General features: G+C 44.7%; 15 protein-coding genes and 1 pseudogene. 8 read left to right on the plus strand and 8 right to left on the minus strand.

Annotation, left to right across the window (positions count from 1 at the left end):
- Positions 1 to 40 precede the first annotated feature (40 nt).
- The gene (locus tag Q0C15_RS05145) at positions 41 to 589 is read right to left on the minus strand and encodes a KH domain-containing protein (protein WP_297217037.1); all 549 of its coding nucleotides are present in this window, start codon (positions 587 to 589) and stop codon (positions 41 to 43) included.
- 77 nt (positions 590 to 666) lie between these two features.
- Positions 667 to 1,854, minus strand: coding sequence for an acyl-CoA dehydrogenase family protein (locus Q0C15_RS05150; protein ID WP_297217039.1), 1,188 nt, complete (start codon positions 1,852 to 1,854; stop codon positions 667 to 669).
- 91 nt (positions 1,855 to 1,945) lie between these two features.
- Between Q0C15_RS05150 and Q0C15_RS05155 the strand changes: the two genes are divergently transcribed.
- The 3 genes from Q0C15_RS05155 to Q0C15_RS05165 are packed head-to-tail and all read left to right on the plus strand — an operon-like array spanning position 1,946 to position 3,730.
- Positions 1,946 to 2,485: an inorganic diphosphatase gene (locus tag Q0C15_RS05155; RefSeq protein ID WP_297217041.1), complete on the plus strand. Its 540-nt coding sequence runs from the start codon at positions 1,946 to 1,948 to the stop codon at positions 2,483 to 2,485.
- A gap of 9 nt (positions 2,486 to 2,494) precedes the next feature.
- The gene (locus Q0C15_RS05160) at positions 2,495 to 2,818 is read left to right on the plus strand and encodes a hypothetical protein (protein WP_297217043.1); all 324 of its coding nucleotides are present in this window, start codon (positions 2,495 to 2,497) and stop codon (positions 2,816 to 2,818) included.
- Positions 2,819 to 2,869: 51 nt separating this feature from the next.
- The gene (locus Q0C15_RS05165; protein WP_297217045.1) at positions 2,870 to 3,730 is read left to right on the plus strand and encodes a hypothetical protein; all 861 of its coding nucleotides are present in this window, start codon (positions 2,870 to 2,872) and stop codon (positions 3,728 to 3,730) included.
- Here the strand turns inward: Q0C15_RS05165 and Q0C15_RS05170 are convergent.
- From Q0C15_RS05170 to Q0C15_RS05180, 3 genes are read right to left on the minus strand one after another with little or no spacing between them, the layout of a single operon-like run.
- On the minus strand, positions 3,663 to 6,215 hold the full coding sequence (locus Q0C15_RS05170) for a lipopolysaccharide assembly protein LapB (RefSeq protein ID WP_297217047.1): 2,553 nt from the start codon (positions 6,213 to 6,215) through the stop codon (positions 3,663 to 3,665). The genes Q0C15_RS05165 and Q0C15_RS05170 overlap by 68 nt on opposite strands.
- Before the next feature lie 51 nt (positions 6,216 to 6,266).
- Positions 6,267 to 7,019: a dihydroorotate dehydrogenase electron transfer subunit gene (locus Q0C15_RS05175; RefSeq protein ID WP_297217049.1), complete on the minus strand. Its 753-nt coding sequence runs from the start codon at positions 7,017 to 7,019 to the stop codon at positions 6,267 to 6,269.
- Complete coding sequence (locus Q0C15_RS05180) at positions 7,016 to 7,918, minus strand: dihydroorotate dehydrogenase (RefSeq protein WP_297217051.1); 903 nt, start codon at positions 7,916 to 7,918, stop codon at positions 7,016 to 7,018. Before Q0C15_RS05180 ends, Q0C15_RS05175 begins: the two co-directional genes overlap by 4 nt.
- A 192-nt stretch (positions 7,919 to 8,110) precedes the next feature.
- Here Q0C15_RS05180 and Q0C15_RS05185 point away from each other — a divergent pair, with 192 nt between their 5' ends.
- From Q0C15_RS05185 to Q0C15_RS05195, 3 genes and pseudogenes are all read left to right on the plus strand, one after another.
- Positions 8,111 to 9,328 carry an MFS transporter gene (locus tag Q0C15_RS05185; protein ID WP_297217053.1) on the plus strand — a complete coding sequence of 406 codons (1,218 nt, stop codon included), beginning with the start codon at positions 8,111 to 8,113 and terminating at the stop codon, positions 9,326 to 9,328.
- Between the two features lie 57 nt (positions 9,329 to 9,385).
- A pseudogene (locus Q0C15_RS05190) lies at positions 9,386 to 10,654 on the plus strand (hydroxymethylglutaryl-CoA reductase, degradative); the annotation flags it as partial.
- A 150-nt stretch (positions 10,655 to 10,804) separates the two neighbouring features.
- The gene (locus tag Q0C15_RS05195; protein ID WP_297217055.1) at positions 10,805 to 11,329 is read left to right on the plus strand and encodes a Holliday junction resolvase-like protein; all 525 of its coding nucleotides are present in this window, start codon (positions 10,805 to 10,807) and stop codon (positions 11,327 to 11,329) included.
- A 73-nt stretch (positions 11,330 to 11,402) separates the two neighbouring features.
- Here the strand turns inward: Q0C15_RS05195 and Q0C15_RS05200 are convergent, their stop codons facing one another.
- The 3 genes from Q0C15_RS05200 to Q0C15_RS05210 form a co-directional block, all read right to left on the minus strand.
- Positions 11,403 to 11,801 (minus strand): hypothetical protein, encoded by a 399-nt coding sequence (locus tag Q0C15_RS05200; RefSeq protein ID WP_297217057.1) that lies wholly within the window; start codon positions 11,799 to 11,801, stop codon positions 11,403 to 11,405.
- Positions 11,802 to 12,003: 202 nt separating this feature from the next.
- Positions 12,004 to 13,332 carry an SAM-dependent DNA methyltransferase gene (locus tag Q0C15_RS05205; RefSeq protein WP_297217059.1) on the minus strand — a complete coding sequence of 443 codons (1,329 nt, stop codon included), beginning with the start codon at positions 13,330 to 13,332 and terminating at the stop codon, positions 12,004 to 12,006.
- 41 nt (positions 13,333 to 13,373) lie between these two features.
- The gene (locus Q0C15_RS05210; protein WP_297217061.1) at positions 13,374 to 13,898 is read right to left on the minus strand and encodes a hypothetical protein; all 525 of its coding nucleotides are present in this window, start codon (positions 13,896 to 13,898) and stop codon (positions 13,374 to 13,376) included.
- A 96-nt stretch (positions 13,899 to 13,994) separates the two neighbouring features.
- On the opposite strand from Q0C15_RS05210, the gene Q0C15_RS05215 reads away from it, so the two are divergent.
- Positions 13,995 to 15,740 (plus strand): MFS transporter, encoded by a 1,746-nt coding sequence (locus Q0C15_RS05215; RefSeq protein WP_297217062.1) that lies wholly within the window; start codon positions 13,995 to 13,997, stop codon positions 15,738 to 15,740.
- Positions 15,737 to 16,198 (plus strand): MarR family transcriptional regulator, encoded by a 462-nt coding sequence (locus tag Q0C15_RS05220; protein WP_297217064.1) that lies wholly within the window; start codon positions 15,737 to 15,739, stop codon positions 16,196 to 16,198. Before Q0C15_RS05215 ends, Q0C15_RS05220 begins: the two co-directional genes overlap by 4 nt.
- Positions 16,199 to 16,248: the final 50 nt, after the last annotated feature.

Here is a 16,248-nt window from a genome sequence, read left to right on the forward strand (position 1 = left end):
ACCTTTCGCTGGAATAGGGAGTTCTCGTATTTTTCAACGGTCATCCAAAGCTCTCCTCTATCCTCTTGAATCTCAGCTCTCTGGCCTTCCTTTCCAGGAATTCATACACTGTCCTGTGTTTTTTCCCATTTATGATCATATTGATGGCCTCCTCCGCATAGGTAACTGCCAGATAGTCTCCTATGATGGAAACGGTATCCCCATATACTGATATGAACGATCCCGTGAGCTCCTCTATTATCGTGCGGGTTTTTCCACCTGTACCTATGACTCTTGCCTTGATCTGCGCGATCCTGCTTGAACCAGGTTTCGCGAATTCTCTTAGCGATATTATAACCAGCTGCATGCCCTCTTCAAAGAGAAGCATCGCCTTCTCCGGGTTGAATCCACGGCCTATAGCCTGAACCACATTTTTTGCGGTATTAGATTTTATAGCATCGCCCATCTGGTCTATAGATACCTCTCCCTCATCGCTGTCTATGGTGAGCTTTACCTCGCCGTTCTTCTCTATCTCCTTTTTTGTTGAACCGTCCCTCCCGATGACCACGCTTATTCTGTCTTTCGGAACTCTGACGGTATCGAAATACAATCTATCATCACCAGTGGACAATTATTGTGTTCTGGCATATCAACGTTATCCTTCAGGCCGGATCCTATGCTGTATGATCAGCGCAGATATTCCTTGCCTATAGATTCCCTCGCCACAATAAGCTTCATTATTTCGCGTGATCCCTCGGCAAGCATGAACGATCTTATCCCGCGGAGGGCCCATTCTTCTGGGCAGTCCTTGGAGTATCCATAAGCCCCCTGCCACTGCATTGCATCGTTTATGGCATCGAATCCCCAGGTAGTTGATATGAGCTTGGCCATGGCTATGTTCTTGCTCACATAGAATCTGCTGTATCTCCCATATCTCTGTTCCTGATCGTAGATCCAGAGCGATCTGTATGCGAAATTCAGCGCAGCCTCCATCTTTGCAACGTCGTCTGCAACCTGGAACTGGAGTCCTTCGTAGGTGGCTATCTCGCGGCCGAATGCCTTCCTCTGCTTCATGTAATTTATTCCGTTTTCGATGGATTTCAGGGCAGTTCCTGCGGAGATTACGGATATGAGCCCTCTTGCGAATTCAAAACCTTCATGCACTATGTTGAAGCCGCGGTTCTCTTCTCCAATTATGTATTTGGCAGGTACATGAAGATCGTTGAATCTCAGCACACCCCATGATGATCCCTCTCTTCCCATCTCCTCGAGGTAGGATATCTCTATATCATCGGAATAGGGTACGTAGAGTAGCGATATACCTTTCGATCCAGCACCCTCCTTTGTCTTCACTACCGTCACGAAGCCGCCACCGTGCTCCTTCACATCCCTTACCAGGCTTATGAAGGATTTCTCGCCATTGACTATGTATTCGTCGCCGATCCTCTTCGCAGTGGTATCTATACCTGCGACATCCGATCCATGTCCGGATTCTGTTGAGGCGATAGCCGTGATCCATTGACCCTTCGCTACCTTCCGCAGAACATCTCCGAATACTTCCTCCTTTCCATACTTCGAGATAAGATACGACCATGCGTTGTCCACAAGGAACAGAACAGGTATAGATGCAGTCGGATCGCTTCTAGCAATCTGCTCCGCAACTATGCCGGTTGAAACGGCGTCAGCCCCCATCCCTCCGAACTTCTCAGGAACGGTCATGCCGAGATAGCCCATCCTTGCCATCTCGCTGTAAACCTCCTCTGGGATCCTCCTCTGACTGCGCATCTTCGCTATGGATGGTGCTATGACCGACTCAGAGAATTTTCTTGCAGTTTCCATCAGCAGTTTCTGATCTTCGCTAAATTCAAAATCCATGATGTTAAAGCACAATGCCGATTAAATTTTTTTCCAGTGGGCATTCATATATCAAGCATAATTATAATATACATAAGAGCAATCGAAGAATATGGAGAGTTTATATCATTCGGTACCGGTGGGTCCAAAGCCACCAGAAGAGATCTATACAATTATAGAGATCCCGAGAGGAAGCAGGGTAAAATATGAGATAGCCAAGGAATTCCCAGGAATGCTAGTTGATCGGGTTCTCTATTCATCTGTTGTGTATCCCGTGGACTATGGCCTGATTCCCAGAACCCTGTACTACGACGGCGATCCTATGGATGTCATGGTTTTGATATCGCAGCCAACATTCCCGGGTGCCATCATGAAGGTCAGGCCTATTGGTATGATGAAGATGCTGGATCAGGGCGAGACAGATAATAAGATACTGGCGGTCTTCGACAAGGATCCGAACGTGAACAATATAAAGGACATCAAGGAGGTCAATGCACACCTGCTTGATGAGATCGCCAATTTCTTCTCTACGTATAAGCTTCTCGAGAAGAAGGAGACCAAGGTTCTGGGCTGGGAAGGAAAGGACGCGGCGCTGAAGGAAATACAGGTATCAATAAAGATGTACGAGGAGAAGTACGGGAAGAAGGATTAGGTGTTGGGCATGGCATGGATAAAGATCCGTGTCGGATCCGGTGTCCTGATGATCGACGATGAATTGAGCGAAACGATGCGAAACAGATACCTTGTCCTGCGCACCAGAATGGAAAACGGGCCATGTCAGGATGGCATGTGTCAGATAATAAGGCAGATAGACGCATCACTAGAGGATCAGGTTCCGGACAACATGCTCTTCTTTGGTGATCAGCAGATACGCATAGCCATGGACACCCAGACATATCGTTCGATAAATAAGGGCAGGGAAAGCCTGAAGATCAAGCCTGCTCGTGCCGGTATACAGGTATCTGGTTTCACTTACGTAACCTGATACATATATGAATACAGAGAATCTATTTACCTCTGAAAATAATTTACCAATGTGCCTGATCCATGTTATGACAAGTTGCAAAGAATACGTATCCTCATAACGCTTAAGAGATACGCGGAAGCAATCAGGATCATAGACGCAATTCTAACGGAGAAAGAGGATCAGGTTCTGTTCTACTATAAGATGTCCCTACTTTACCAATCTGGAAGATTCGATGAACTAAGAAAGACGGCGGATTACGCCGTTTCCCGTTTTCCTGAGAGTCTGTCGATGAGGATATGGCATCTCATCAGCGACATCAAGATCGGCGATGTGCTGGCAGCTGCGGATCTGATGCCATCAATAGATCGCATAGCCTCTTCTGATAAGAAGGACGACAGGGTTAGATTCCCAGATTCGCTCGCTGAGAGATTCTACGGTTCTGTGAGATTTCTGAAAGAAATGTACGGAAAATCTGTGATGACATGGGAAATGAGCGATCTGATCAGGAAGATGGCTGATGACAGGGTTCCGCAGGAAATAATCGAAGGCCTATACACATCCCACTTCGATCACCTGGACAGAAATCTAAAGGATCTGAACGGAAACAGTAGATCCTTTTACCTACTATCCAAGGGGCGTATAGGCGATGCCCTGCTGGATATGCTTCGCAACGGTCAAGCCGAAATATACAGGAAATTTATGCTGGATAAATTCACGGAATTCTACAAGCAGACCGAATCTCAGAGGGATCCCTTCATAATGGCCGTTCACTACCACATCGCACGGCTGAAGGATAGAAGCATTCGGGCCTTGAATGACGCAACTAGCATTGATTATATGGAAAAGGGTATTGCAAGGATGATCATTGAGTCTGAGAATAACGTGTTAACTTCTTCAGAGATTCCACAAACGGTTCAGGCGTTACGCTGATTATGTGCCTGAGATCCTCATCCTTGCCGGCAAATCTGTAAAGCGCAAATGCGTTCAGAAGCACTGGAAGCATGGATTTCAGCGATCCGTGGAGATGATCCTCCTCGATTATTCTATACCTTGAAGACACTATGCCGTCATAGTTCTCGCTGCGTATATTGCCGAATATGGAATAACATGCATCATAGTATTCGATATTTGTCGGAGGTTTTGGCATCTTATCGAAGTACATTCTGAATTCCTCAATATTATCTGTGAACAGGTACATTAACGCCCTGTGGAACGATGCATTCACTATCTCATATGGAATGTTCATATGGTATGCTGCCTGATCAGCCTTTTCCATATACTTCATGGCAAGATCGCTATTTCCCTTCAGATAGAAATAGTAAGAGAGTGCTATGTAGAATGTGCTGGCATAATCATCTCTGTACACATTTTTCTCTATCTCCTGTTCCGATACCTCTGATCCGCCATCTGCAATGCTGGATATCATCTGCGTGAATATCCTGGCCATAGAGGACTGTTCTTCATTTGCACCCTCTTCAGCCGCGAGCATGGCATACTTTCTTGCCAGTTTGAAATCCAGAAGACCTGTGTAATAGAGTGCAAGGAACCTGTGTATGTGGTAGGCAACACGCTTTTCTCCGGTGACGTCCAGTATCCTCAGCATAAGCGGTATGTATCCCTCAGCATATTCCTGATGGCCGATTACGTAGTATATCTCGGAGAGATTGTACACGGCGTAGAGCCTGGATATCAGATCCCCCGTGGTGTAGGTATGTTCGATCAGCTCCTTGAGGGTACTTATTGCATGATCATACTTGCCCGTATACACATCTATGAGGGATATGTTGTTGAGGTTCCTTGCGACCTCGGAGTAGTTGCCTATGGCCCTGTTTATCTCCAGGGCCTCACCATATTTCCTCAGGGCATCATCGTATCTGTACTCCGCCATGTCTATACCGCCGAGCAGGTTCAGGGCTCCTGCCTCCATATCCTTCAGGCCCATCTTCCTCGACCTGATCAGAACATCCTGGAGAAGATCCGTTGCGGCATCGTAATCTCCTCTTCTGTAAAGTATGGACGCCTTCTTATATTTGAGCGATATCTCGCCCCTCTCATCATTGAGCTTTCCAGAGAGACTATCAAGTAGCTCGCTGGCTCTATCATATTCACCTTTCGATATGAGAATACTAGATACATCCATAACCACGGTGAGGCTGTCGTGATCGTATGCATTGTAGCATTCTAGCGCTCTTTCCAGCTCCCCCTTTCTGTAATAGGCATGGCAGAGAACGTATGCTGCCGGTGATTTGCTGTCTTTTCCAAAGACGAACTCCAGATCCTCTATTGCCTCATCTATAGAACCGTACATATCCACTATCTTTTCTCCAGCCTGCTCTATGATCTCCATTATGTCGTTCAGGCGTCCTCCCTGTCTCAATATATGTATCTTCTGGGCTTCATTCAGAGATCTGAAAAAATCTGTCTCATACATTCTCTGTATTATGTATTCTTTCTCTGATTCTGATATATTTCGTATCACAGTCTGCTTGATCTTATCATTGTCGTATCTCACAACACCATTGACGAATCTTATCACACCAGACGCCTCAAGGCTCTTCATCATCTCGAGCAGATCGGACTTAGGCTTGGTTAGAAGTGAAGAGAGATCCTCCAGAGTGAGATCCCTTCCAACTAAAGCCATTATCTGTATCATCGTCCTCTGAAGTTCCGTCAGATTCTTGAGAACGCGTTCGTAGTAGATCTCAGTGGTGGGTGGAACAGGAAAATAGCGGAAGGACACCTCATTTATTTCGTTTTTTTCGTTTATCAGGCCAAGGTCTTTATAATACCTCAGAGCATAGCGAAAATTATCCATATTGAAGTTTGTTATTCTGGCGATCTCCTTTACAAAGTTCTCCGGTAGCTTGTAACCCATCTTCTTTGTCAAAAATACTATATCATCGAGGCTGGGTTTTTCTATCTTCAGTATATTTATGTAATCCTCACACGCTATGAAATTTATGAATCTATCGTAATCTTCAACATCATCTGTACTGTACGTTCCTATGAAGGTCATGTTCCTGTTCCGCGTTGATCTGCACATATAGAGCAGTATGTTCTTCGATTCTATTGTGAGCCTCTCCATTCCGTATACCACAACCACGATCCTTTTCCTGTTGTTCTTGACAAATTCGTCAAATTCCTTTATTATTTCATTTCTGTCTCTACTCTCAGTTTTGGATGTGAGTTTATCCATTATTGCGTTTACGGTCTGATTCCTGTAAAGCTCGCCTATTGGAGGAGCAGCCTCGGAGACAACAAAGTAATCGAGTTTCTCCAGAGATTTCAGCAGTATCTCCAGAATGTCCTTTTTTCCTATGAAGTTATCCCCAACTAGCACATATGAAGATGATCCTTTCTGAATGCTTGATATTATAAAATCAGGGATCTCCTTGAGTGAGAGCACCTTCTCCATACTGCAACATCCACCAATGTGAATTAAAACTTTCTTCCATAAATCAAGATTTCATTTCATATTTAGGCTTATTCTCTTTCCAGAATATGTTGTTCGGTAAATTCCGAACTCCGGATTATCCTTGAGCTGTTCTATGCTGAATACTGGCCCCTGTTTGCAGACCTGTAGGCCGCCCACTGAACACGAATCGCATATCCCGATGCCGCATTTCATTGTTCTTTCAAGGGAGAATTCAGCGTTGACATGTCTGTCCCTGAGTTTCAGCATAACCCTGTAAAGCATCTGCTCAGGCCCGCACACATATATCTTCCTGTACACGGACAGATCCATGCGATCCAGGAGATCGTGGGGGAAACCATGGAAACCGGCGCTGCCATCATCCGTCGCAAGGAACAGTCTGCTATCAGGAAAACGGTCTGCGAATATGATCTCATCACGGGTTTTCGCAGAGATTATGGCATCCGTCTCTGAATCTGCTATGGGAAGAAGCGATGCAATTCCGGAACCACCGCCTATTAGAAGTTTCCTGCCAGACTCGACCTGGAACCCGTTTCCATATGGACCACGTATGAAGAACTCATTTCCTGGCTGAAGTTCTATCATCGCCTGAGACACCTTTCCATAAGCCTTCACGGTTATACCTTTCAGAGAACCTATGTATGAGAGAGACATCGGTATTTCACCGAGTCCAGGCAGCCATACCATCACAAACTGTCCTGCCGAAATCTTCTGATCCCATCTGAAGAACAAGGTTCTTACGTTCTTCGCCTCGTCTTTTACCCTTTCCACGGTGATTCTGTTCATCTTATCGCTACCCCCACCATATCGGATATTCTACCAAAGCCCTCGTCATCCATGAACGTGTTCATCTGCGATATTATATCCCTGAATATTCCTTTGCCCTTAGTGTAAAGTGCTGTGCCGATCTGCACAGCCGAAGCACCTGCCATTATATATTCGACTGCATCTTCGAAGCTGGCTATACCTCCAACGCCTATTATCTCCTTTCCAGTTTCCTTCTTGACTTCATACACATATCTGATTCCCACAGGCTTTATGGCTGGTCCGGATAACCCACCGTAGACATTCGTCAGAACAGGCGATCTTGCCCTTATATCGATCTTCATGGCCTTTACAGTATTTATGAGCACATACGCATCAGCCTTCTCTGCGGCCTTAGCAATATCCAGTATGTTTGATACGTTCGGACTGAGCTTTGCAAACACGGGGATCTTCAACTTTGATTTGATCTCATTAACTATATCTTCGACTAGGTCAGGATCGGATCCGACCTCAAGACCAAAACCTTTAACATGCGGGCAGCTGAGGTTGAGTTCAACAGCATCACAACCGTACTCCTGCATTTTCAATCCAAGGGATGTGAAGCCATCCGCATCTGATGCAAATACGCTTCCTATCACGGGCTTCCCTGCTTGTTTTGCTATTCTGATCTCTTCAGCAAAATTGTCTATACCCGGATTTGATAGACCCACCGCATTGATCAGGCTGTCTCCATATTCCACTATTATGGGCGAGGAATAGCCATCCCTCTCCTCATTTCCTATCGATTTAGTTACAACAGCCGCGGCGCCATTTTTCATCACATCTAGCATGGTATATCCATTTTCATCAAGTATACCAGATGCCAGCATGAGGGGGTTTTCAAGCCTGATGCCCGCTATGGAGGTGGATAGATCTGCCATCAAGAGGTTACGTTATACCAATATGTAAATGCTTTTCTGATACGCTTCGAAGAGTAGAGAAATTCATGATATGATTGCGCATTCTGATAGCTATTTCAAAATCAAAATCAATTAAAGTTAAGACAAATATTTAGATATCAATATTTTAATAGAAAACTATATTTCCTGGGATGTGATAACGGAGATCGAAATATGCCTAAATTCTCACGATCTGCTGTATTGTCAATATTGCTGATACTTGCGGTTACGTTTACCATGAGGATGACCACGAACATGCTGATGACATCAATACCAGTACTTGCAAAGTTCACGCTGTTGGCGTCCACATTCCTCACGGCGTTGCCTGTAGTGATGTACGCAGTGACCGGTCTGCTGGCAAACCTGTTCCTCAACGGGAGGATACGGGCTTCAAGAATAGCCGTATCGATAGCGGCATCGCTTTTCGTTATGGCGCTTTCTCTTCCGCTGTTCTATCTAGCGCAGAATATATGGGAGGTTGCCGCGATAGCTGCTGTGGATGGTCTATCGATGGGCCTCGTCCCGCCGCTATTACTCACGATGATCTCACTTGCATACGAGGATATAAGGGATAACGTTCTTGGCTTTTATACCTCTGCTCTCTCCATAAGCCTGATCGCAGGTACCTTCATGCAGGGATTTCTACTCTCTTCGATATCGGTTTCAGTGCGTGATCTCTTTCTCTACTTCTTCCCGGTTCCCCTCATATCGGCCTTGCTTATGCTGATACTGGCAGCGAAGATCAAGATCGATGATGGGAGCCAGAGGAGAAATATATCAACATCGACCATAATAAGAACTATACCCAGATTGTTCAGGAATCGCGGATTCAATTTCGGGTTCTATGGCAATCTGACCTACTCTTTCCCCTTTGTTATAATTATGACCTATGGCAGCCTCATAGCGAAATACTATTCCGGTCTATCGCCAGCCATGTTCTTTTATGCTTTGACATCGTTTTTCTTTGTATCCATGATCACGAGGCTTTCCATGTCATTCCACCCGCCTGAAAACCGCTACAGGCTCATGTTCGTATCGCTGGCCTTCACCATCGTGGGTTTTGTTGCTCTGACACTGAGCCGCAATCCATACGAATTCGTCATCTCAATGATTCTGCTTGGATTCCCTCACGGTTCCATCTATCCAATAGCGACAATGAGCGTGTCCTCATCGGTGCAGAAATCAGAAATATCAATAGCATTTGCCACATTCAACATAATATTCAACATACTTAATCTTGCACTCCCTGCTGCATTCGGCTACATAGCCCAGATCGCAACGATCCGCATCGCTATGTTGGTCATGATAGCACCGATGGCTTACATCTCCTACGAATCCATAAGAAACGGGATCGCCATAAGGAGACAGCGATCGGCGATCACAGCCGATTGATCCTTCAAAGCAAGATGCATTGGGATTCATATATGAACAGTTTTTTATAAGGTTTGTCTATCATTGTATATGAAAACATCTGACATCTCCGGCTTCTATAAACTGTCCGTGGATGAACGTCTCCAGTTTGTGAAGGAATTTTCTGATCTGACAGAAGAAGAGGTTTCCATTCTAAAGAAGAACGGATCGCTGCCCATTGAAAAGGCCGACAAGATCATTGAGAACGTTATAACAACCATAGAGCTGCCCATGGGGATAGCTGTAAACTTCAGGATAAATGATCGGGACTATCTGATTCCGATGGCGATAGAGGAGCCGTCAGTGGTTGCCGCTGCATCAAATGCCGCAAAGGTGGCGAGGAAGAAGGGTGGTTTCAAGGCCTTCGCTACTGATCCGTTGATGATTGGAGAAATACAGGTTTTAGATGTTCCGACGCCATATAGAGCAAAGATAGAACTGCTTGAGGAGAAGCAGAAGATAATAGAGATGGCGAATACAAGGAGCAGAACTCTGTCATCCATGAATGCTGGGGCAAAAGACATCGAGGTTGAGATCTTCGAGAATCCATACAGGATGATGATAGTTCACCTTATAGTTGATGTGAGGGATGCCATGGGTGCAAACGTGATAAATAGCATGTGCGAATACATAGCACCGGAAATCGAAAGGATAACAGGCGGCCGCGTCAATTTGAGGATACTGAGCAATCTGACCAGAAACAGAATAGCATACGCTTCTGCGGTTTTTTCCAAGGACATAATCGGAGAGAAGGCGGTTAACACCATAATAGATGCATATCACATGGCCGCCATTGATATATACAGGGCGGCTACCAACAACAAGGGAATAATGAATGGAGTGGACGCAGTCCTCATGGCAACCATGAACGACTGGAGATCTGCCGAGGCAAACGCGCATTCCTATGCAGCACTATATGGCTATGGGCCATTGGCAAGATATGAAAAAGACGAGAATGGTGATCTCGTTGGAACGATCGAGATCCCGATTGCGGTCGGCACGGTTGGAGGCACAACGAGAAGCATCGACAAGGCAAGGATAGCAATGAAGATCCTCGGGGTTAAGGATTCAAGGGAATTTGCCGGTGTGCTTGCTGCTGTCGGTCTAGCCCAGAACTTTGCCGCATTGAGGGCACTTGCGACAGAAGGTATACAGAGAGGGCATATGGAACTGCATTCCAGAAACATTGCAATGTCCGTCGGAGCAGTTGGGGACGAGATCGATCGTGTCGTGGCTAGGATGCTTGAGGAAAAGGACATATCTATGACGAATGCGAAAAAGATACTAGATGAGATAAGGAAAAAATAGATCACGTATTGCGCACATACAAGTCAGAAGTGGCTAGAAAGCTTAAGGCCGCATCAGGCGATCTTCGGTGTAGATCTTGCAGATGACATCGCATTGTTCCGATGATCTGCCAGCATAATGTATAAATTTAGATAATCCCTATGGAAATTGATGAATATACTTCTTCTTCTTGGAGCCCTCTCGTCTATTCTAATACTAATCGTCCTGATACTGTATTTCGAACTCCAATCGCTCCGGAAGAGGCTCCTAGCAAAGGAATCCCAGATCCAGGAAACGCTGCAAAGAGCTAACTCCACGTTCAGCGAAGCCATGGCGATGAGGGAAGAAGCACAGAGGATGAAGGAGGATCTGGAACGACGGATAGACGAAGCGCGGAGGGAATCCGTTCAGAAGAGCAAAGAGGTTGTCGCTGGAAAGGTCACGGAACAGCTGGCACCATTTTTTCCAAATTTCAAGTACAATCCAAGGGATGTGAGGTTCATAGGCACGCCAATAGATCTGGTTGTATTCAATGGGCTTGATTCAGGGAAGGTGGAATCAATAGTGTTCATGGAGATAAAGACTGGAAACTCGAGGATGACGGAGAGGGAAAAGAGCGTCAAGGAGGCCATAGATGCTTCGCGGGTATCGTTTGAGATATTGAGAATAGACTCTACCTTAGATCAGGTGGAATGAAATATGCAATTTCAGCTAAGCATCTGCCTGCAATCGCATTCTATGGATCTTCAATGAGGCCTCATCCACCATCTCATTCCCCAATCTTTCTCCACCAATATGGGTACTGGTTCAATATCTCTAGATTTGGATAAACGGCGGCGATCTTATCCTTTAAAACTGCATGTTCTATTACAGCCTCGATATATTCTCCGGCCTTCATGTCGTAATCTTTTACAAGTTCCTGGGGTATCTCCAGACCTATGTGGTCATAACCCCGACTGTCCTTGAAGGTCACCGTGCGGCAGATGGCCTTCTCATCTATGCTGTGGGTCGGTAATTTTAGATGGGGATCGAACACCTTGACTAGATGTACGAGCAGATATTCATCACCGTTTCCGCGTAGATTGGCATAGCTCACAGTCTCCGCAGGTATTCTTACAATGATCTTGCCGTTTTCGTCCCTGAGCATTTCAACAAATCGTTCAGGCATTGATAATAAAATTTGTGGCATTATAAAAAGTTAACTGTAAATTTTTTACGATTTTTTTCGGTTAAATCGAATCTGTATATAGCAATAATGGCATTTACATTCAAAAGACAGATGTCAATTTTGATCGGACCGCATGATACCTTATGTTGGATGCCTTCGAAAATGGCTCTTGGATTTTCTTGTTAAATATTGTCCAAAATTATTAATGGCCCTCTAGATCTGCAGGCGATATGGTGTTGATGAGATTTCTGACATGCTTCAGGCCAAGATATTTCCTTATATATGGTGAGGAATCTGTATATTTGTACGTGGTCATGAAATCGCTGTCAAAAGATTGCCTCAGCATCTCAAGTCTTTCATTGAATACCTTTCCAAGCTTTAGGGCCATGTTTGCATCGATCTCTGGTCTGAGAAATATCTGTATTGGATTCGTTCTGTACGTCTGGCCTCTTACATAAACCCCATCGGCATCAAAGACATCGCGAACTGAATAGAGTCCGGCCCTCCCATCCCATCTTCCACTGTCGATTGTCCTGACGAACAGCGGATTATTCATTATTCTGGAATACATCCACTCGTTTACAAGAAAGCGATCAATCCTATATCCCCTGCCGTCGTAATCCTTGGAATTGACTAGCAAGACCTCATTTTCTCCGGAATTCATTAGAAGGTCTTCATAGTGAAGATAGAATTCTGCGTCGAAGTTGCCTTCCCTGCGGTGCGATCTGACGTAATCGTCGAAACCTGCACCAGCCCTGTAACCGTTCGATCTCTTCAATGAATACGTAATACTCCTCTCATATGATCCTATCTTTCTTGCCTTGAAATTTATATAATCATTATTACCCATAATCTTGGAAAAATGGAATATGCCCACGTTCATGCCTGTATGGTAGAATATCCGCCTCTCAAATAATATGGCTTCCTTGATGGTGTAAGAACTCAATATCATCCCTCTTGCGAAGTTCGATCCAGCTTCTGAGAATATGAAATTTGTTGGCAATATGTATATCATATTCTCTATGCCATTCCTTAGATCGTTTGCTAGAGCTATCTGGTATAGATCCTGAAGCCCAGAATTTTCAGAATCGAAATATCTCATCAATCTTTCAATCTTCCTTTTGACGATATAACCTATATAGAGGTAGGGCGGATTTGTTATGTGAAAAGGTGGAAAATCGGATTCTATTTTGGGATAATTGGCAATTGAGTCGTTTTTCCTTATATTTCTTAACGCAACATTTTCAGGTATACCATATTCTTTTAATCTGTTTACAACTCTTTCTATCATTTCTTCCTGTATATCGAACATGTAGATGTGTTTCGAGAAGAATGACACGCGATCTTTATATGGTATATAATTGAGCATTGGAAGGATAAGGTTCCCCTCACCGCAGAACAGATCCATCCACGCATAGTGATATAATTTATCAGATATCATTGGATAAATGTATCTCTGAAATATCTCTTCCGGTGTAAGATGAACTCCGAGATCGCGTCTTCTGTTGACATCTTCATGATCACTTTTCATCTGGCGATCGGTTATGTCCATCACGTTATTATTAAATTTTCTTACTGAGCTAAGTTTTCCGGTGGAAGCATGAGTAAAATTACGAAGTACGTTGATGCGCCTGCAGCGTTGATGAATATGATAGTATCAGGATATGGGATGCCAGGTTCCATCGATCTTACAGCCTGCTGATTCACGAGTAGCGTTACGTTATAGGTCTGTGGAGTCGTGGTGGCATTTGTGATCTCGATATAGTTTCCGGTGGAGTTTATGTAGGTTATGTTCTCCCATACATACGCGCTTCTGTTCAGTGGAGCTATGTCGTAAGCATACACAGGATCAGAGCTGGAATTCAATGTAAAATTCAGCGTTATCTTCTGCGTATATGGAGTTACGAAATATATGTAATAACTCGAATTGTTGACTTTTTCAATATAATCTGTTTTTAGTTCAGGTTTTACGGTCATTTTACCTGATACGCTGACAGAAGTGGATGAGGAAGAATGACCTGTGACTTCATAGGTCATAGCCGCAAACATTATTAAAACAGCTATGCTTATCGCAATGCTTGCCGTCTTTGAAAGCATATTCCTGAATTTAATATACATATAAAATGTTTTCCGATAATTAATTAACAAATAATTAATTGATTAAGTATTTATAAGAGTTTTCTATCCACGATTATGGTTCAGTACAAATGGGTTGCGCTCTCGAACACAACCATTGGAGTCCTTATGGCTTCGATTAACGGTACAATTCTTATGATCTCGTTGCCAGCCATATTCAGAGGTATAGACCTGAACCCATTCCTGCCTTCGTCGTTCCAGTATCTCCTCTGGATCCTGATGGGATACATGGTCGTCACCGCTGTCCTTCTTGTTACGGTTGGCAGGCTTTCTGATATATATGGCAGAGTTAGATTGTTCAATTTCGGGTTTGCCATATTTACTGCGGGTTCCATACTGCTGTTCCTTACTCCAGGTCATGGAACAACGGCTGCGCTGTATCTCATCGTCTTCAGAATGATACAGGCTATCGGTGCATCGTTCCTCTTTGCAAACTCAGCTGCGATAATAACAGACGCATTTCCATCAAACGAGAGGGGTAAGGCTATGGGCATAAACCAGATCGCAGCCCTGGCCGGATCGCTGATAGGTCTGATCGTGGGTGGAATACTGGCCACGATAAACTGGCGCTACGTCTTTCTTGTCAGCGTTCCTGTAGGTGCACTAGGTACAATATGGTCCTATCTGAAGCTCAAGGATCAGTCCGTCAGGAGAAAAGATGAAAGGATCGATCTGCCAGGTAACGTCACCTTTGCAGCTGGATTGACGCTTATACTGATAGGCATAACCTATGGTCTGATGCCGTATGGATCATCAAGCATGGGATGGGCAAATCCATGGGTCATGGCATCCATGATATCTGGGGCCGCCATGCTCATAGCTTTTCCGTTCATCGAACTTCATGTGGATCAGCCCATGTTTGACATGCATCTCTTCAAATACAGGGGCTTTACGTTCGGTAATTTCGCCGGATTCTTTCAGTCCATGGGAATGGGCGGGGTCATGTTCATGGTCATCATACTGCTGCAGGGTATATGGCTGCCTCTCCATGGATATTCCTATTCATCCGTCCCGTTCTGGGCAGGAATATACACGATACCCATGATGGCAGGCTTCGTAATATTTGGCCCTATAAGTGGTGCCCTATCGGATAGAATAGGCGCCAGGTTCCTGACAACTCTAGGAATGATCGTCGGTGCCGTGGCGTTCATACTTCTTACATTATTCCCGTACAACTTTAGCTATCCTCCATTCGCCGCAACACTGTTCATGATGGGATCAGGCATGGGACTATTTGGAGCTCCAAATATCACCGCAGTGATGAACTCACTTCCCCCTCACTACCGTGGCACAGGGTCAGGTATGAGATCTACGCTGCAAAATACTGGGCAGACTGCCAGTATGGGTATATTCTTCTCAATAGTACTCATCACTCTTACATCGTATCTCTCATCATCATTCAACACGGCTTTGGCTGCTGCTGGAGCATCTATTCTCATCCCTGTATTCGACAAGATACCTGCCACTTCAGCACTGTTCTCAGCTTTCCTTGGATATAACCCAATGGCGACCATACTCGGTCTTCTACCCTCTTCATTTTCTTCACTCATAAGCCCGGCATCACTTTCGATCCTTGAAGGTACGCATTGGTTCCCATTGGCGCTTGCTCCAGCATTCATGAAAGCTCTGCATGCATCGTTCTATGCCGGTGCAGGAATTCTTGTAATAGCTGCTCTACTGTCGGCATTCAGAGGAAAGAGATTCATCTACGGCGAAGACACAGAATTTAAGGAGAAGATCCAAGAAAAGACGGAAACCAAGGTATCAGCACAGGTTGAAGTAATGAGGGATGGAAAGAAATGATGGAAGAGGATTGCGAGACATTGATGGATATCTGGCATCATTTTGCCAGAGTTTATATACTTGGAAAGAAACGTATGGAGGATAGTCTCCAGATCATGCAGTTGAAGCCCATAGAGGTGCGAATACTCCACCACCTTTCCGAGGAAAATTCAAATGTGAACAGGCTTGCAGAGATGAACTTTGTCACTCCAGCATGGATAACGGGCGTGCTTGACGATCTTGAAAGCAGAGGTTTCATAGAAAGATCCAGGAACTCAGCAGACAGGAGGGTAGTAAACGTGGAAATCACAGAAAAGGGAAGGCAGGTTCTAACTGAGAGTCATCGCATATACATCAATTTCATCAGGGAATCGATCAGTTCTTTCAGCAGGGAAGAGATAGACGAGTTCACCAAGCTTCTGAAGAAGATCGAAGAGAGCCTTGATAAAAAAATAACAGAGGATGATAGATCTTTGTGAGCTACTCCTAAGCTAAAGCATCGGATCTTCCTTTCATCGAAGAGACATCT

It is taken from the genome of Thermoplasma sp. (assembly GCF_023256435.1).
GTDB lineage: Archaea > Thermoplasmatota > Thermoplasmata > Thermoplasmatales > Thermoplasmataceae > Thermoplasma.